At 61.2% G+C, this 17,894-nt stretch carries 12 protein-coding genes; all 12 read left to right on the top strand.

Annotated elements, in window-relative coordinates; genetic code table 11:
• The first annotated feature begins 64 nt into the window (after positions 1-64).
• The 12 genes from kdpC (at position 65) to ACIPL0_RS10480 (ending at position 17,892) form a co-directional block, all read left to right on the top strand.
• Complete coding sequence (gene kdpC / locus ACIPL0_RS10535) at positions 65-625, top strand: potassium-transporting ATPase subunit KdpC (protein WP_400596579.1); 561 nt, start codon at positions 65-67, stop codon at positions 623-625.
• Between the two features lie 138 nt (positions 626-763).
• Entirely contained in the window at positions 764-3,421 is a 2,658-nt protein-coding gene (locus tag ACIPL0_RS10530; protein WP_400596578.1) for a DUF4118 domain-containing protein, read from the top strand.
• Between the two features lie 98 nt (positions 3,422-3,519).
• Complete coding sequence (locus tag ACIPL0_RS10525; protein ID WP_400596577.1) at positions 3,520-4,209, top strand: response regulator; 690 nt, start codon at positions 3,520-3,522, stop codon at positions 4,207-4,209.
• A gap of 1,203 nt (positions 4,210-5,412) precedes the next feature.
• Entirely contained in the window at positions 5,413-5,643 is a 231-nt protein-coding gene (locus ACIPL0_RS10520; protein ID WP_400596576.1) for a DUF6124 family protein, read from the top strand.
• A gap of 298 nt (positions 5,644-5,941) precedes the next feature.
• The gene (gene tssB / locus ACIPL0_RS10515; RefSeq protein ID WP_400596575.1) at positions 5,942-6,436 is read left to right on the top strand and encodes a type VI secretion system contractile sheath small subunit; all 495 of its coding nucleotides are present in this window, start codon (positions 5,942-5,944) and stop codon (positions 6,434-6,436) included.
• A 39-nt stretch (positions 6,437-6,475) separates the two neighbouring features.
• Entirely contained in the window at positions 6,476-8,014 is a 1,539-nt protein-coding gene (gene tssC, locus ACIPL0_RS10510; protein WP_400596574.1) for a type VI secretion system contractile sheath large subunit, read from the top strand.
• Positions 8,015-8,035: 21 nt separating this feature from the next.
• The gene (tssK, locus tag ACIPL0_RS10505; protein WP_400596573.1) at positions 8,036-9,388 is read left to right on the top strand and encodes a type VI secretion system baseplate subunit TssK; all 1,353 of its coding nucleotides are present in this window, start codon (positions 8,036-8,038) and stop codon (positions 9,386-9,388) included.
• Positions 9,385-10,068, top strand: a complete 684-nt coding sequence (gene tssL, locus ACIPL0_RS10500) for a type VI secretion system protein TssL, short form (protein WP_400731530.1) — start codon at positions 9,385-9,387, stop codon at positions 10,066-10,068. Before tssK ends, tssL begins: the two co-directional genes overlap by 4 nt.
• A 7-nt stretch (positions 10,069-10,075) precedes the next feature.
• The gene (locus ACIPL0_RS10495) at positions 10,076-11,773 is read left to right on the top strand and encodes an OmpA family protein (RefSeq protein ID WP_400596570.1); all 1,698 of its coding nucleotides are present in this window, start codon (positions 10,076-10,078) and stop codon (positions 11,771-11,773) included.
• 34 nt (positions 11,774-11,807) lie between these two features.
• Positions 11,808-12,299 (top strand): Hcp family type VI secretion system effector, encoded by a 492-nt coding sequence (locus ACIPL0_RS10490; RefSeq protein WP_400596569.1) that lies wholly within the window; start codon positions 11,808-11,810, stop codon positions 12,297-12,299.
• A gap of 146 nt (positions 12,300-12,445) precedes the next feature.
• The gene (tssH, locus tag ACIPL0_RS10485) at positions 12,446-15,115 is read left to right on the top strand and encodes a type VI secretion system ATPase TssH (RefSeq protein ID WP_400596568.1); all 2,670 of its coding nucleotides are present in this window, start codon (positions 12,446-12,448) and stop codon (positions 15,113-15,115) included.
• On the top strand, positions 15,109-17,892 hold the full coding sequence (locus ACIPL0_RS10480) for a type VI secretion system Vgr family protein (RefSeq protein WP_400596567.1): 2,784 nt from the start codon (positions 15,109-15,111) through the stop codon (positions 17,890-17,892). The genes tssH and ACIPL0_RS10480 overlap by 7 nt, the downstream gene beginning before the upstream one ends.
• Positions 17,893-17,894 lie beyond the last annotated feature (2 nt).

Below are 17,894 nucleotides of genomic sequence, written 5' to 3'. Positions count from 1 at the left end.
TGCAGCCTGCGCTGCGGTATGGCGTAACGCTGCCGCAGCGCCCATTTCGAGTGAGGATTGAATGATGTCCAGTGTATTGCGTCCGGCCATGAGCCTGATCGTGTTGATGACCCTGATCACCGGCGTGGCCTATCCGCTGGTGGTGACCGGCGTGGCCCAGGTGGCGTTCCCGGATCAGGCCAATGGCAGCCTGGTGTATGACGACCAGGAAAAAGTGCGCGGCTCGACGCTGATCGCCCAGCCGTTCAGTGGCGAAGAGTGGTTCCAGCCGCGTCCATCGGCAGGCGCCTATGCCACGGTCGCCAGTGGCGCGAGCAACCTGGCGCCGAGCAACCCGGCGCTGGCGGCGCGCATCGGTGAAGAGGTCGGCAAGCAGAAGGTCGACAATCAGGGGCCGGTGCCGCTGAACCTGCTGACCACCTCCGGCAGCGGTCTGGACCCGCACCTGTCGCCAGCGGCGGCGGAGTATCAGGTGGCGCGCATCGCCGCCGCCCGCCATTTGCCCCGCGACACCGTGCAGCGTCTGGTGGCGGCCAACACCGAAAACCCGCTGGTCGGCCCGCCGGTGGTGAACGTGCTGGGCTTGAACCAGAGCCTGAATGCGTTACCGTCTGTGTCCAGATAAACGCAAACCGTAGGAGCCGGCTTGCTGGCGAATGCGATAGACCGGTGATGATGGGGGGGCTGACACACCCGGTTCGCCAGCAAGCCGGCTCCTACAAGGTAAGCCACGAACAACGATCAACCCACCAGGACAACCACCGTGAACTCAGACAGCCGCGCCGACGCCTTGCTGGCTAACTTGCCCCGGGACGACCGTGGCCGGCTCAAGGTCTTCCTCGGCGCCGCCCCCGGCGTGGGCAAGACCTACGCCATGCTCCAGGCCGCGCACACGCAGATGCGCCAGGGCGTTTCGCTGCTGGCCGGTGTGGTGGAAACCCATGGCCGCGCGGAAACCGAAGCGCTGCTCGGCGGTCTGCCGCAGCAACCCATGCTGCGCTCCGAATACCGCGGCGTGATCCTGGAAGAAATGGACCTCGACGGCCTGTTGCAGGCGCGGCCAAAACTGGTGCTGGTCGACGAACTGGCCCACACCAACGCCCCCGGCAGCCGCCACGCCAAACGCTGGCAGGACATTCAGGAGCTGCTCTCAGCGGGCATCGACGTCTACACCACGGTCAACGTCCAGCACCTGGAGAGCCTCAACGATCAAGTGCGCGGGATCACCGGCGTGCAGGTCCGCGAAACCCTGCCGGACTGGGTCTTGCAGGAAGCCTACGAACTGGTGCTGATCGACCTGCCGCCCCGCGAGCTGCTGGAGCGTCTGCGCGACGGCAAGGTCTACGTGCCGGAGCAGGCGCGGGCGGCCATCGATGCCTTCTTCACCCAGACCAACCTCACCGCCCTGCGTGAGCTGGCAATGCAGACCGCTGCCGCGCAGGTCGACAACGATCTGGCCCTCGGTTACCGGCAACTGGGCCAGGCGGCACCGGCGGTGCGCGGTCGGTTGCTGGTCGGCGTTGACGGCGATGCCCAGGCCGAGCGATTGGTGCGACATGCCAGCCGTGTGGCCCAGCGTCGTCATCTGCCGTGGAGCCTGGTGCATGTCGACAACGGTCGATTCTTCGACGAACTGGCGCGCACCCGTCTGCAAAATGCTCAGCAACTGGCCGAGCGTCTCGGCGGCGAAGTGGTGGTGCTGCGCGCGCCGGAAGTGGCGAAAACCCTGATTCAACATGCTGCCGAACGCCGCGCCAGTCTGGTGCTGGTCGGCCAGTCGCGGCCATTGTTGCGTCGTCGGGTGTTCGGCGGCGGCCTGGCGGCGCGCCTGTTGCGCAATGCCCATGGCCTGGAAATCAACGTGCTCGACAGCGAAGCACGGCCCGATCAACCGCGCTCGACCACTCCGCGCAATCTGGCGTGGTTCGACTATCTGCTGGCGGTGCTGGCGACGATCTGCGCCAGCGCCCTGGCTTGGGCAGTGGCGAGCGTGCTGGCACTGCCGAACATCTCGCTGGTGTTTCTCGCCGCCGTGTTGCTGGTGGCGGTGCGCAGCAGCGTCGGCCCGGCGATGGTCTGCTCGGTGCTGTCGTTTCTGGCCTATGACTTTCTGTTCATCCCGCCGAATTTTTCCCTGAGCATCCAGCGCGAAGAGGACGTGCTGACATTGCTGTTCTTCCTGCTGATGGCGGCGCTGACCGGCAACCTCGCGGCTCGCCAGCGGCGTCAGCTCAAGGCACTGCGCGAGACTCAGGAAGAGACCAGTGAACTGCTCGACCTGTCACGCCGCCTGACCGCGGCCACCGACCGCCAGGCCGTGCTCAGCGCCGCTGAACATCATCTGGCCGGCTGGAATGAATTGCAGTTCTGTGTGCTCGACAACGACGGCCAACAAGGCTGGAAAGTCGAAGTCGGCGGCCCGTTGGAATTCTCCGAGCCGGAGCGAGCCGCTGCCGACTGGTCCTGGCAGCACGATCAGCCGGCCGGCAAGGGCACTGGCACGCTGCCGACCAGCCAGTGGTGGTGGCTGCCGCTGTCGGTGGATGATGCGCCGCTGGCCCTGCTTGGCGTCCGGGCGAAGGAGGGCGAAAGCTTTACCGCTCAACGTCGACGCCTGCTGATCGCGCTGAGCCAGCCGCTCGGCCAGGCCCTGGCCCGCGCACGACTCGCCGAAGACCTCGAAGCCGCCCGCCTGCATGGCGAAACCGAACAGCTGCGCAGCGCCTTGCTGGCCTCGGTCTCCCATGACCTACGCACACCACTGACCGCCATGCGCGGCAGCATCGACAGCCTGCTGGCGCTCGGCGAAGCGATCCCGCTGGAGGATCGCCGCGAGCTGCTGGAAGGTACCCGCGACGAGGCCGAGCGCCTGGACCGCTACATCCAGAATCTGCTGGACATGACCCGTCTCGGCCATGGCGCCCTCAAACTCGCGCGCGACTGGGTATCCCCCGGCGACATCGTCGGCAGTGCCCTCGGCCGCCTGCGCGCAGTCATGGCACAGCTGCAGGTCAGCACCGAGCTGCCTGCCGAACTGCCGCTGCTGTACGTTCACGCCGCATTGATTGAGCAGGCGCTGATCAACGTGCTGGAAAACGCCGCGCGCTTCTCGCCGATCCACGGCCGTTTGCAACTGGCCGTGCGGTCCGAAGCCAGTGAACTGGTGTTCGCCGTCAGCGACGAAGGCCCCGGCATTCCAGAAGCCGAGCGGGCGAAAATCTTCGACATGTTCTACACCGCCGCCCGTGGCGATCGCGGCGGGCAGGGCACCGGGCTGGGGCTGGCGATCTGTCAGGGCATGATCGGCGCCCACGGCGGGCGCATCAGTGTCGCCGACGGCATCGACGGACGCGGCACCTGCATCAGCCTGCACCTGCCGTTGCAGGCACAACCTGAGGCCGAAATGGAACAGGCGATGTGAGCGGGCGATGGGTTACGCTTGCACGCATTACTCAAACACTCCCCGTAGCCGCCCGGCCGGACTGCTACAGGAAATGATGAAAGTCTGACAGGACAACCATGAGCCAGACGGCAACCATTCTGGTAATCGACGATGAGCCGCAGATCCGCAAATTCCTGCGCATCAGCCTCGCTTCACAAGGCTACAAAGTACTCGAAGCCGGCACCGGCAACGAAGGCCTCAGCCAGGCCGCGTTGAACAAACCCGACCTGCTGGTTCTCGACCTCGGCCTGCCCGACATGGACGGCCAGGACGTGCTCAGTCAGTTCCGCGAATGGTCGGCTGTGCCCGTGCTGGTGCTGTCCGTGCGCGCCAGCGAAGGCGAGAAGGTCCGTGCCCTGGACTCAGGCGCCAACGACTACGTCACCAAACCCTTCGGCATCCAGGAATTCCTCGCCCGCATCCGCGCCTTGCTGCGCCAGACCCCGGACACCGCCCCGACCGACGCTGCCGTAAAAGTCGGCCCACTGACCATCGACCTGGCCTACCGCCGCGTGTCGCTGGACGACACCGAAGTGGCGCTGACCCGCAAGGAATACGCCGTCCTCGCCCAACTCGCCCGCCACCCCGGCCGCGTCATCACCCAACAGCAACTGCTCAAGGACATCTGGGGCCCGACCCACACCGAAGACACCCACTATCTGCGCATCGTGGTGGGACACCTGCGGCAGAAACTGGCGGATGACCCGGCGGCACCGCGGTACATCGTGACGGAGGCGGGGGTGGGGTATCGGTTGGTGGGGGGGTAGGCGCGCAACGGTGAGAGGCCCCTTGCTACGCGTTTTGTGTTTTGCCAACGCGCTTTGGGCACCACACATTCTGTGGGAGGCAACCAACTGTCTTAAGCGTCAAACCCGGCAATATCGCGCTGACGGACCCACCGCCATCGCGAGCAAGCTCGCTCCTACAGATTTGGCGGCAATCCACACAACGTGTGGCTGACAGCGATTCTGTGGGAGGGGGCTCTGCTCGCGATGACGTCCGATCGGTAACTGAAGTGTTGTCTGACCCACCGCCATCGCGAGCAAGCGCGCTCCTACAGGTTTGGTGGCAATCCACACAACATGTGGCTGACAGCGATCCGGTGGGAGGGAACTCTGCTCGCGATGACGTCAGATCGGTAACTGAAGTGTTGTCTGGCCCACCGCCATCGCGGGCAAGCGCGCTCCTACAGGTTTGGCGGCGATCCACAAAACGTGTGGCTGACAGCGATCCTGTGGGGGGAGCCAACTGTCTTAAGGGTCAAACCCGGCAATATCGCGCTGACGGACCCACCGCCATCGCGGGCAAGCGCGCTCCTACAGGTTTGGCGGCGATCCACACAACGTGTGGCTGACAGCGATCCTGTGGGAGGGAGCTCTGCTCGCGATGACGTCAGATCGGTAACTGAAGTGTTGTCTGACCCACCGCCATCGCGGGCAAGCGCGCTCCTACCGGTTTGGCGGCAATCCACAAAACGTGTGGCTGACAGCGATCCGGTGGGAGGGAGCTCTGCTCGCGATGACGTCAGATCAGTAACTGAAGTGTTGTCTGACCCACCGCCATCGCGAGCAAGCTCACGCCTACGGCTTTGCATGGCGCGATGCTTCCGGGCATAAAGCTGTCCAAGGGGGTTCTGTCGGAATAAATTGTGACTTTTCGTACAGACTTGTCCCTATCTCTTGCGTGAAATTTCCTAGACAATCCTGAGCCCTTGTGTCTGCTGAATCATGGGTCTAGTCTCCGTTCGCCGCTGCAAAATCAGCGGTCGGGTGTGAGAACCCGCAACTCAGTAGGCGCATCAAGCGGCCAATCCTGTCGGTTTCATTGACGGGATATTTTATGGCAGCTGTGTACAGGCAGACTTCGGTCTGACCGGAGCCTACTGTCCGGTTTCTCACCCTGCTGCACAGCTGCCACCCTTCACCGTGTGAGAACGGCGTTTGGTGGTTTCACTCAGTAGGAGCTGAACCATGAAAAAAATCACCCCCGATCCACCGATCTCCATCCACGATCCCGTCGATCTGGAATCCTCTCTGATTCGCGCGTCCGAGTTATTGCGATGTGCGTCTGCAAGCGCCTACGAAAATGGCGACAACCTCACTGGCATGCACCGCGACCTGGCCTATTCGGTCATGCATCTGTTCGACCTGGCGAAGGCCATGATCGATCGCTCACTGGTCATCGTTGAAAACCGCAAATAAGGTTCCGACAAGCCATCGATGCGCTCTGGAAATGAGCGCTTTGTGGTTGAACTTTCGAAAATGTAGGTTGGTTTGGTAAGTCTTGTAGGAAACGTCCTTAAATAAAGAGCGGGGCTAGCTTGGGTCTGTGTATTAATTCATTGTGTCGCACCGGCAAAAGCCGGGACGCTCTGTAAGTTCTTTCCAATCGCAAAATGCTTGTGTGCTGCAGTTGACGGTTTCGGCATCAGGCGATTGACACTGGATGTCGAACTGAATATTTCTGGATATAACTGCCACGCGGGTTCAAGGAGGAAGTATGGCCTCAAACAGTTTTCAAAACGAAGTGCCCAAGGCACGCATCAATATCAAGCTCGATTTGCATACGGGCGGCGCGCAGAAAAAAGTTGAACTGCCTCTCAAATTGATGTTGATGGGGGACTACAGCAATGGCAAAGAAACAGCGCCGCTGTCTGAACGCAAAAAGACCGATATCAATAAAAACAATTTCGACAGCGTGCTATCGGAGTTTTCGCCAGCGGTAAAACTGGCGGTGGAAAATACGCTGGTGGGCGACGGTTCCGATACCGGTGTCGAGCTGAACTTCCGCAGCATGAAGGATTTCGAGCCTGAGCAAGTGGCTCGACAAATTCCGGAACTGCGAGCGTTGCTGGCCATGCGCAATCTGTTGCGCGATCTCAAATCCAACTTGCTGGACAATGCCACCTTCCGTCAGGAACTGGAGCGTATTCTGCGGGATGACACACTGAGCGAAGGATTGCGGGCTGAGTTGGCCGCGCTGTCGGTCGAGTAAATCATTTTTCGAAAAGCCCTGATCAAGTAGGAAACTTTCATGTCCGCTACCTCTTCCAGCGCAACTTCGCGCGACGCTACGGTATTGTCTGAAGAAAACCAAAGCGTGTATGGCACTCTGTTCAGCAAGATCAATCTCAGCCCTGTTGCAGAACTGGGCAGCATCGAAGCATTTCAGAACGTTGAAGCCCTGTCCGATGTGTCTGCCGACGAGCGGGTCACTGCCGCCGTCAGCGTGTTTCTGAGCATGCTCAAACAGTCTTCGCAGAAAATCGAACGTCTCGACAAGGCCTTGCTGGACGAGCACATCGCGTCGCTGGACATGCAGATTAGCCGCCAGCTCGACGCGGTCATGCACCATGCCGACTTCCAGCGCGTCGAATCCACTTGGCGCGGTGTGAAGTCGCTGATCGACCAGACCGACTTCCGTCAGAACGTGCGCATCGAATTGCTGGATATCAGCAAGGACCACTTGGTTCAGGACTTCGACGACGCGCCGGAAATCACCCAAAGCGGGCTGTATCTGCACACTTACACCCAGGAATATGACACCCCGGGTGGCGAGCCGATCGCTGCGGCCATTTCCAACTATGAGTTCGGTCGTGGTCCGCAGGATATTGCCTTGCTGCGCAATATTTCCAAAGTGGCCGCTGCTGCGCACATGCCATTTGTCGGGGCAGTAGGGCCGGAATTTTTCGGCAAGAAAACCATGGAAGAAGTGGCGGCCATCAAGGATATCGGCAACTATTTTGACCGGGCTGAATACATCAAGTGGAAGTCGTTCCGCGAAAGCGATGACTCGCGTTATATCGGCCTCACCATGCCACGTGTATTGGGGCGCCTGCCCTATGGCCCGGACACCATTCCCGTGCGCAGCTTCAACTACGTAGAAAACGTCAAGGGTTTCGATCACGACAAATATCTGTGGACTAACGCCTCGTTTGCCTTTGCCGCCAATATGGTCAAGAGCTTTATTGCCAATGGCTGGTGTGTGCAGATTCGTGGTCCGCAATCCGGCGGCGCGGTTCAGGACTTGCCGATTCATCTGTACGACCTGGGTACCGGTAATCAGGTCAAGATTCCATCGGAAGTGATGATTCCCGAAACCCGCGAATTTGAATTCGCCAATCTCGGTTTCATTCCACTGTCGTATTACAAGAACCGCGATTACGCCTGTTTCTTTTCGGCCAACTCTGCGCAGAAACCGGCGTTGTATGACACGGCCGATGCGACCGCCAACAGCCGTATCAATGCGCGCCTGCCGTATATCTTTCTGCTCTCGCGTATTGCCCATTATCTGAAACTTATTCAACGGGAAAATATCGGCACGACCAAAGACCGTCGTCTGCTGGAACTTGAGTTGAACAAGTGGGTAGGCGGACTGGTGACCGAAATGACCGACCCGAGTGATGACCTTCAGGCTTCTCACCCTCTGCGTGAGGCGCGAGTGATCGTGGAAGACATCGACGACAACCCGGGCTTCTTCCGCGTCAAGTTGTACGCCATTCCGCATTTCCAGGTGGAAGGTATGGACGTCAACCTTTCGCTGGTTTCGCAAATGCCCAAGGCCAAAGCCTGAATCGCACAGGGAGTCTGATTCATGAAGATTGACCGCCCTTTGTGGGCTGCAGGCGCGCTGCTGTCTCCTCAGCAGTTTCAGCAACAGGCGCAGTGGGAAGCGTGGACCAACGAGCGTCTGGCGCACTTGTCACTGATCCACCCCTGGGGTGTCCAGGCGGTGATGTTCGATCAGCAGACATTGTCGCTGGGCAAGCTCAAGGCGAGCCGGTTGTGTCTGCGTCTGCCGGACGGCACGCAGATTGATACCGATCTGGTGGACCGTCTTCCCGATGCACTGGAGCTGGAGCGCCTGCCGGTCAATCTTCAGGAGGCTCTCGTGCTGCTGGCGTTGCCGCTGGAGCAGGCCAACGGTGGCAACTGCCTCTTTGAAGGGGGCAGGGCTGACCGGCCCATGCGCTTTCGGCAGGACTGGCGCACGGTGCAGGATGTTTACGGTGATGAAGCACAATCCGTTGGCGTGCTCGAACATGCCCTGAGCCTGCGTCTGGGCGCTGACAGCAATGGCGATTACGTCACATGCCCGATCGCCAGACTCAAGCGTGACCCGCAGGGCGCCTGGATGCTCGACCCTGTGTATGTGCCTCCGTTGTTGAGCTTTGACGCCCATCCGGCGTTGTTGACGCAACTGGATAATCTGCTGATTCAACTGTCTGCCAAGCGCCAACGGTTGATGGGCATGCGCCGCGAAAGCAATCAGCGCATGGCCGATTTTGCAGTGGCGGATGTGTCGCTGTTCTGGCTGCTCAATGCCTTGAACACCTACCAGCCGGTGCTGAGCGATCTCAAGGCGTTTCCTGCGCGGCACCCCGAGCAGGTCTATCTGGAATTGGTGCGCTTCGCCGGGAGTCTGCTGACGTTCTCGCTGGAGCACGACATCGACAAGATTCCGGCCTATCGCCATGAACAACTGGAAGCGGTTTTTGCCCCGTTGATGCAGACGATTTCCGCGTTGCTTGAAGCCAGCCTGCCGTCCCGTGTGGTTGCGCTGGATCTGCAAAAGGTCGATGCCAACCGCTGGAAGGTCGTGCTGAACGACCCTCGTCTGAAAGAGCCTGACGGTGCTGATTTTTACCTCTCCGTGCGTTGCCGTGAGTCGGCCGCGCAATTGCAGAGTCAGTTCCCGCGCCTGTGCAAGGTGGGCATACAAGACCACGTCCAACGTTTGGTCAACGCGGCACTGGATGGCGTTCCTCTGCAGCCCCTCAGTCATGTTCCGGCAGCGATCCCGCTGCGTCTGGAAAACCAGTATTTCGCTCTGGACCTGAAACACCCCAGCGGCCAGGCGGTGCTGGCCGAAGGTAACTGCGTTTTCTATGTCCCGAGCACGTTTACCGACGTGAAACTTGAACTGTTTGCGGTGCTGCGCGCATGAACCTATTCAAATCGGAAAAACCGTTTCGCTCGCTCGTCGATGTCGACGAGCTGTTGCAGGACACCTATCTGCTGGTGGTCGAGTTGCGTCAGGGGGGCTCGGCGAAGAACAGCAACGCGTTGTGGGAGTTCTGTTCACAGCAGATCGAAACGGTACGTGAAGCGCTCAAGGAGTCCGGGCTGAGCCAGCGCAGTATCGACCACATCAGCCATGCGCAGTGTGCCTTGCTCGACGAAAGCGTATTTACCCTGGCGACCCCGGAGGCCCGCAAGAGATGGGACAGCGAGCCGTTGCAGGCGCATTTTTTCAACCGTCATCAGGCGGGCGAATTTCTCTATGAAGAAATGCGCGAAGTGCTCCGTGAGCCATCGCCGAACCCTAGCGTGGTGACTGTTTACCTGCGGGTCATGCTGCTGGGTTTCAACGGTCGTTACAGCGACGTTGAGCACCCCGAGCGTCTGCAGTTGATTGCCGAGCTGGAAGAGCGTGTAGCGCCATTGCAGCTCGATGGCTTCCCGGTCAAACGGCTGCTGGCCGGACGCCCACGCAACCCTGTGCGCTGGCTGATTTCACCGATCGCTCATGGGGTGGCGGCCTGTCTGCTGCTGGTTGCCGTCTGGCTGGGGCTGGATCGGCATCTGGTGGGGCTGATTGATTCGTTCCCGCCTCTGCCAGTGTGAGGTCGGCATGTCACTCAATCTGACTCGCGGACTTTGCCTGTGGGCCGTCGCGCTGGTGCTGGCGCTGGTCGTCATCGTGCCCATGTCCATGCCATGGCGTCTGGCGCTGGTGTCGCTGGTCGGTGCACTGGCCGCAACGCTGTGGGTGCGTGCCGAACAGCGTGCGAAAAGCCTGCATCAGGCGTGGGTGGCCGCTGACATGGATGCCTTGCTGCAGTCTGTTCAGCGGCAACCCGTGGTGTTGGTATGCGGTGATAACCACGGGCTGTTCGGAGCGCAGGTCGGGGACCGCCCGAATGTGCGCTTTACGGCCCAGGGCTGTTACATCGGCGTCCCGACCCTCGCACAGTTGCCCACGATGGTCGCGCACCTCACCGCCATGCATCCGGACTGGCGCAAGCAACTGAGCGTCCTGTTTGCCATCAACCCGTTCGAGCAAACCGATCAGGCGGGTCTGGCGAGCCAGATTCGTGCGCTGTGCCATCAACTGACCTTGGCGCGCAAAGCTGGCGCTGCGCTGCCGTTGCAACTGGTCACCTACTTGCAAGGCGCCAATGCCGATGAAGCCTGGTTCAGTTGGGAAACCGAGCGGGCGCAGATCAGCGTGCGCCATGCCGGCACCTGCACCGGCCTGGCCGAGTGGCAGCGTCAGGCTCCGGACGCAACCGAGCGTGCAGAACGTTTGCGGATCTGCGTCCAGCTAAAGAGCGCCGGGCAATGGCTGGCTGAAGCGGTGTTGCCTCATTTGCCGGCACGAGAGCGCGTCGTGGTCTGTTCGATCACCCTGGTGCCGGAGCTGCCGCGAATGGCCGGCAGCCATCTCTGGCAACAGTGGCTAGGTGAAAAGACCGGGCTGGACGACACGCAACAGGTGGCAAGCGTGCAAGGCAACTGTCTGCCGTTTCCCGATCCGCTGCTGACTTTGCTGCCCAGACCGGTCGGAAATACGGCGGTCCATCGCACCTACGTGTTGGCTCTGTGGATGTTTACCGGCGCCGCGCTGATCGCGCTGGTGAGTTCGGCCTGGCAGAACACGCTGTTGATGCGGCGAGTGAGCGATGACCTGAATCGGTACTCCGTGCTGCCGCCAGCTGAGCGGCGCGACCAGCCGGAATTCGTTCAGCGGGAAAGCGCGATCGCTGTACTGCGGAAACACGCCGTGTTGCTGGATGGCTACTTCCGCAACGGTGAGCCGCTGTCGTTGGGACTGGGGCTCTATCAGGCTGGCCGTCTGCGTGTACCGGTGCTGGACGCAGTGGCCGGTTATCGGGAGCCACCCGTTGAAAAGCCGGCACAGATCGCCGAACCCATTCGCCTGAACAGCCTGTCCTTGTTCAGCGTTGGCAGTGCCGAACTCAAGCCCGGCTCGACCAAGGTGTTGATCAATGCGTTGCAGCACATCCAGGCGCAGCCCGGCTGGCTGATCGTGATCACCGGCCATACCGACGCCACCGGCGGCGCAGAACACAACCTTCAACTGTCCCGTGCCCGCGCAGCGTCGGTACGCGACTGGATGCAGCGCATGGGCGACATCCATGACAGCTGCTTTGCAGTGCAGGGCTTTGGTGCCGATCAGCCCATCGCCAGCAATGACATCGAGGTCGGTCGTAGCGCCAACCGTCGAGTCGATATTCGTCTGGTGCCGGAAGCGGGGGCCTGCGTGTCTTCCCGACCGGTAGCGGACGGTACTCCCCCGGCCGCATGACGCGGCCATACGTTAGTCAACGAAGGAGCTTCACATGGCAATTCCGGTTTATCTGTGGCTGCAAGACGATGGTGGTGCAGAGATCAAGGGCTCGGTCGACGTGGAAAAGCGCGAAGGCAGCATCGAGGTCATCGCTCAGGACCACAGCGTCTACATCCCTACCGATAGCAACACCGGCAAGCTGACCGGCACGCGCGTCCACACGCCGTTCCAGTTCACCAAGAACATCGACTCGTCCAGCCCGTATCTGTACAAGGCGGTCACCTCCGGACAGACGCTCAAGAGCGCCGAGTTCAAGTGGTACCGCATCAGCCACGCCGGCCAGGAAGTCGAGTACTTCAACACCAAACTGGAAAACGTGAAGGTGGTGGCTGTCGCTCCGAAGATGCACGACGTCAAGGACCCGTCCAAGGAGAAGCACAACCATCTGGAACAGGTCGAACTGCGCTACGAGAAGATCACCTGGACCTACAAGGACGGCAACATCATCCACTCCGATTCCTGGAGTGAGCGTAATAGCGCCTGACGCTTGAAGCACCGGCAGGCGGGTTACGCCTGCCGGTTCTCCGTGTTTCGGGTTGAGCAGCCATTGTGGGCTGTTCAACCGGACACATCGAGCCACCCGTCGTCGCTCTTCTCATTCATTCGCACTGAAAACAAGGACGTACCCGCATGGTACCGAACGCCACTCGTCTGCTTCGTCGTCTTAACCCCTACTGTGCCCAGGCGCTGAGCGCGGCGGCATCCTTGTGTCAGACCCGTGCCCACGCGCACGTCAGTATCGAGCACTGGTTGCTCAAGCTGCTGGAGCAGGACGGTGGAGATCTGCCGTTGATCGTGCGTCGCTACGAGTGGGACATCGAAGCCTTGTGGGGCGGTCTGCTCGATCATCTGGACAAACTGCCGCGCAGCATCACCAGCAAACCGCAGCTGTGCGACAAGTTGCAGACGCTGATCAAGAGTGCCTGGTTGCTGGCATCGCTGGACGACAACAACGACGAGTTGCGCTCTGTTCACTTGCTCGGTGCCCTGATTGAAAGTCCGCAGTTGCTGGCGTGCGATGCCGCATGGCCGTTGCTGAGCCTTGGCAAGCCCCAGCTTCAGCAACTGTCCATGCTGCTCGATCAGAATTCCGAAGAGGCGCCGCAGGCGCGGCAAGAGCACCTGCCGGAAGATCAGCACACAGTCGCGGAGCTGGCTTCGACCGCGCCCGTCGCCAGTGCGAAACAGCCTGTTGACGACGTGCTCGACAAATACACCCAAGACATCACCGCGAAGGCCGGCGCCGGACAGATCGACCCGATTTTTGGACGCGATGACGAGATCCGTCAGGTCATCGACATCCTCAGCCGTCGTCGCAAGAACAACCCGATTCTGGTGGGCGAACCCGGCGTCGGCAAGACGGCGCTGGTGGAAGGGCTGGCGCTTCGCATCGTGCAGGGGCTGGTGCCTGACAGCTTGAAATCGGTCAGCGTGCGCACCCTCGATCTGGGCTTGCTGCAGGCGGGGGCAGGGGTCAAAGGCGCCTTCGAACAGCGCCTGAAAAACGTCATGGACGCCGTGCAGAAATCGGAAAACCCGGTGCTGTTGTTCATCGACGAAGCCCACACCCTGATCGGTGCCGGCAACCAGGCCGGTGGTGCCGACGCGGCGAACCTGCTCAAGCCGGCGCTGGCTCGTGGTGAGTTGCGCACCATCGCCGCCACCACCTGGGCGGAGTACAAACAATACTTCGAGCGCGATGCAGCGCTGGAACGGCGCTTCCAGATCGTCAAGGTTGACGAGCCCGACAACGCCAACGCTTGCGTGATGTTGCGCGGACTCAAGCCGAGTTACGCCCGCCACCACGGCGTGCATATTCTCGATGCCGCCGTTGAAACAGCGGTCAGCCTGTCGCGGCGTTATCTGACCGGTCGCCAACTGCCGGACAAGGCCGTCGACCTGCTGGACACCGCCAGCGCCCGGGTACGCATGAGTGTGGATTGCGAGCCGCAGGTGCTGGTGCGGCTCAAGGCTGAACAGGCAGCGCTGGAGGTAGAGCGCCTGGCCCTGAAAGACGACATGCGGCTGCAAGGCATCCCGACTTGCGAACGCCTGGCCCGGATCGCCGAGCGTCAGATCGAGCTGAGTGTTCAACTGGCAGCGCTTGAGCAGCAGTACTGCGACGAGCTGCGTTTGAGCCGTGAATTGCTCGATGCCCGTCAGGACGAATCGCGGCGTGACGATTGCGCGCGCCTCCAGCAGCAACTGGCGCAGGTGCAGGGCACACGCCCGTTGGTGTCGCTGGACGTCGACGCCCGCAGCGTGGCCGAGGTGGTTGCCGACTGGACCGGTGTACCGCTGGGCAATCTGCTGAAAAACGAACAGACCAGCCTGCTCGAACTGGAGCAAAAACTCGCTGAGCGAGTCATGGGCCAGGATCACGCCCTTGGTGCGCTGGCTCAGCGCCTGCGCGCAGCGAAAACCGGCCTCACCGATGAGAAAACCCCGCTGGGTGTGTTTCTGCTGGTGGGCACCAGTGGCGTCGGCAAGACCGAAACCGCGCTGGCGCTGGCTGACCAATTGTTCGGTGGCGAACGCTCGCTGGTGACCCTCAACCTGTCCGAGTATCAGGAAGCTCACACCGTCAGCCAGCTCAAGGGCTCGCCGCCCGGTTACGTCGGTTACGGTCAGGGCGGCGTGCTGACCGAAGCGGTGCGCCAGCGTCCTTACAGCGTCGTTTTGCTCGATGAAGTCGAGAAGGCCCACCGCGATGTGCTCAATCTGTTCTACCAGGTATTTGATCGCGGCTTCATGCGCGATGGCGAAGGGCGGGAGATCGACTTCCGCAACACCGTGATCGTGATGACCTCCAATCTGGGCAGCGACGAACTGCAGAGCTACCTCGACGCGCACGCCGACGCCAGCGAGGCCTCATTGCAGGAGCTGCTGCGCCCGATTCTGCGCGATCACTTCCAGCCGGCGTTGCTTGCTCGCTTCCAGACCCTGATCTACCGCCCGCTGCAAGCAGAGGCGTTGCGCGCCATTGTCGCTGTCAAGCTGGGCAAGGTCGCCAGACGCCTGCGTCATCACTACGGCCTGGAGTGCCGTATCGAGGAGCGTCTGCACGACGCGCTGGTCAGTGCCTGTCTGTTGCCGGACAGTGGCGCGCGCAATATCGACAGCCTGCTCAACCAACAGATTCTGCCGGTGCTCAGCCAGCAACTGCTGCAGCGTCAGGCCCTTGGCCTGCCGACCAGTGAAGTGACGCTGGACTACAGCGACAGCGACGGTATCGCCCTGCAATTCAGCGATACGTCCGGCCTTACGCAACCTGAGGCGGTGGAGGGGCAAACATGCTGAGTCAACTGCTCACCTTCTTCGACCACTCCCGCCACAAACTCTGGGTCCGCGACCTCGATGCCCCGCTCGACGTGCTGACCTTTACGGGGCAGGAGTGCCTGAGCCAACCCTTCGGCTACACCATCGAGTTCACCTCTTCGGTGCAAGACATCGTGGTGGAGCAGATCCTCGGGCAGCCGGCGCGTTTCAGCCTCTACGCCAAACCCAAGCCGCCGCCCTTCGTGTTTCCCGGCTATCCGGTGCCGGAAATCAAGCCGCTGCGCACGCTTAATGGCGTGATTACCGGCTTTCGTCGGTTGTCAGCCTCGAAGGACGAAGCGCGCTACGAAGTGACCCTTGAGCCGCGGTTGGCCTTGCTGAGTCGCGGCCAGCAGTACCGCATCTACCAGCACAAATCGGTGCCGCAGATCGTCGAGCATGTGCTGCGTACGCGCCATGGTTTCCGCGGCCAGGACTTCTTCTTCAACGTCATCCGCGAGTACCCGCGCCGCCAGCAGGTCATGCAGTACGACGAAAGCGACCTGGCGTTTATCACCCGTTTGCTCGCCGAGGTCGGCATCTGGTTCCGCTTCGTCAGTGACGAGCGGCTGGACATCGACGTGGTCGAGTTTCACGACGACCAGCGCCACTACCAGAACCTGCGTCCGAAGCTGGCGATCCCTTGCCGTCCGCCGGGCGGCCTGAGCAACACCGACGAAGACGCCGTGTGGAGCCTGCAGACGCAGCACAAGGTGGTCGAGAAAAACATCGCCTTCCGCGCCTACGACCCGCGCAACATCACGGCGCACCTGACCAGCGAAGTCGACCAGAGCCGTGGCACCTTCAGCGCCCACGGCGCGATCCTGAGCAATGGCGCGACCACCACCTACGGCGAGGCCTATCACTACGCCGAGCACTACACCGTGCTGGGCGACAAATTCGATCAGGACGAAAAGCTCGAAAGCGAGAGCGGTTATTTCTATGCGCGCCTGCGCCACGAACGCTACCTCAACGACCAGACCCGCCTGAGCGGCACCAGCAACAGCGCGTCGCTGGCGCTGGCCCAGGTGCTGGACATCGAAGGGGCGCCCCAGGCGTTCCACCGTGGCACCGTGATCACCACCCTGACACTCACCGCCGCCCGCGACCGCAGCCTGACCGTCGAATTCGAGGCCATTCCCTTCGCCGACCGGATCTGCTTCCGCCCGCCACTGCAGAAAAAGCCACGCATCGCCGGCACCCTCCCGGCCCGCGTCACCAGCAACCGCGAGTACGACCCCTACAGCCACATCGACCAGGAAGGCCGCTACAAGGTCAACTTCCTGTTCGACCGCGACAGTTGGACCATCGGCGAAGAAAGCCTGTGGCTGCGTTTGGCTCGCCCGTATGCCGGCGAAAAATACGGCCTGCACCTGCCGCTGATCTGCGGCACCGAAGTGGCCGTGGCCTTCGAACAGGGCGACCCTGACCGCCCCTACATCGCCCACGCTCTGCACGACAATCAGCACCCCGACCACGTCACCCTGGCTCGCGAGGACTACCGCCGCAACGTCCTGCGCACTCCGGCCAACAACAAACTGCGCATGGAAGATTTGCGAGGCAAGGAGCACGTCAAGCTCAGCACCGAGCACAGCGGCAAGAGCCAGCTCAATCTTGGGCATTTGGTGGACTCGAACAAGAAGAAGCGCGGTGAAGGCTTCGAGTTGCGCACCGATGGCTGGGGCGCGATTCGGGGTGGCAAAGGCATCTTTATCAGTGCCGAGGAACAAGCCAAAGCGCACGGCAAGCAAATGGACATGGAAGAAGCCATTGTGCAATTGGAAAGCGCACTCTCGCTTGCGCGTTCCATGGCACAGGCCGCTCGCAGTGCAAAGTGCACTCCTGGTGATGTCGACAGTCAGTCACGTCTGAGCGACGCACTGACCAATCTGGCCCAGCCTGGTCTGCTGCTGCACGCGCCATCAGGCATTGGCATTGTCAGTCCGGAAGCGATTCGCCTGGCATCCGGTCAGGAAAGCATCGGCGTTATTTCGGCCCACAACACCGATATCAGTGCCGGCACCACCATCACCGCTACCGCCGAAGACGCCATCAGTCTTTGCGCTAACAAAGCCGATCTGCAATTCAAGGCCGCCCAGGGCAATGTCGATCTGCATGCACAACGCGGAAAACTTCATGCACTGGCTGGCACCGACATCAAAATCGAAAGCATAGGCGGCCGCGTCGAAATCTCCGCTCCCGAAGAACTGGTGCTGAATTGCGGTGGGGCGTACATCCGCATCAAGGGCGGCGAAATTGAAATAGGCGCCCCCGGCAATATCTACCTCAAAGGCGCGCAGGTCGAAAAGTCAGGCGCCAATACCGTAGGCACACCCGCAACGCCCATCCCGAAAGGCTACTCCGCCGCCTACAACCTGAGCGACCCCGAAGGCGCTGCGCCGTTTGCCCGTTACCGCATCACCACCCCACAGGGCGAAGTGTTCACCGGCGTGACCGACAAGGACGGCAAGACCATGCCGGTGCACACGGCGTTGCCGGGGGATGTGGTGATTGATTATCCAGAAGCTGAAAGACGCATCGTCGTGTCAGGCCCCGTCGATCATAACTACGAAGGCTTGACCTGCACAGTCACCATGGACGACGGCACGATGTATCCAGGCAAGTTCGGCAGTGACAACAAAGTGAATTTCTACCCGCTCACCGGCAGCACCGGCGTTCAGTTTGATATGGACGGCGTGGGGACGGATGAGAAAGTGCCAAGTCTCACCGAACAACTGCTGAAAGATATTCAGGGATAAGT

The sequence above is a fragment of the Pseudomonas sp. NPDC090208 genome (genome assembly GCF_044746785.1).
In the GTDB taxonomy this organism is placed as follows: Bacteria; Pseudomonadota; Gammaproteobacteria; order Pseudomonadales; family Pseudomonadaceae; genus Aquipseudomonas.
Note: the sequence above shows the minus strand (reverse complement) of the source record. Positions and strands in the feature narration are given on the sequence as shown.

Excerpts from the sequence above, each read along its gene's own strand:
- kdpC (WP_400596579.1), top strand. The coding sequence starts at position 65 with ATGTCCAGTGTATTGCGTCCGGCCATGAGCCTGATCGTGTTGATGACC.
- tssB (WP_400596575.1), top strand. The coding sequence starts at position 5,942 with ATGGCCTCAAACAGTTTTCAAAACGAAGTGCCCAAGGCACGCATCAAT.
- tssK (WP_400596573.1), top strand. The coding sequence starts at position 8,036 with ATGAAGATTGACCGCCCTTTGTGGGCTGCAGGCGCGCTGCTGTCTCCT.
- ACIPL0_RS10480 (WP_400596567.1), top strand. The coding sequence starts at position 15,109 with ATGCTGAGTCAACTGCTCACCTTCTTCGACCACTCCCGCCACAAACTC.
- tssL (WP_400731530.1), top strand. The coding sequence starts at position 9,385 with ATGAACCTATTCAAATCGGAAAAACCGTTTCGCTCGCTCGTCGATGTC.
- tssC (WP_400596574.1), top strand. The coding sequence starts at position 6,476 with ATGTCCGCTACCTCTTCCAGCGCAACTTCGCGCGACGCTACGGTATTG.
- tssH (WP_400596568.1), top strand. The coding sequence starts at position 12,446 with ATGGTACCGAACGCCACTCGTCTGCTTCGTCGTCTTAACCCCTACTGT.
- ACIPL0_RS10495 (WP_400596570.1), top strand. The coding sequence starts at position 10,076 with ATGTCACTCAATCTGACTCGCGGACTTTGCCTGTGGGCCGTCGCGCTG.
- ACIPL0_RS10520 (WP_400596576.1), top strand. The coding sequence starts at position 5,413 with ATGAAAAAAATCACCCCCGATCCACCGATCTCCATCCACGATCCCGTC.
- ACIPL0_RS10525 (WP_400596577.1), top strand. The coding sequence starts at position 3,520 with ATGAGCCAGACGGCAACCATTCTGGTAATCGACGATGAGCCGCAGATC.
- ACIPL0_RS10490 (WP_400596569.1), top strand. The coding sequence starts at position 11,808 with ATGGCAATTCCGGTTTATCTGTGGCTGCAAGACGATGGTGGTGCAGAG.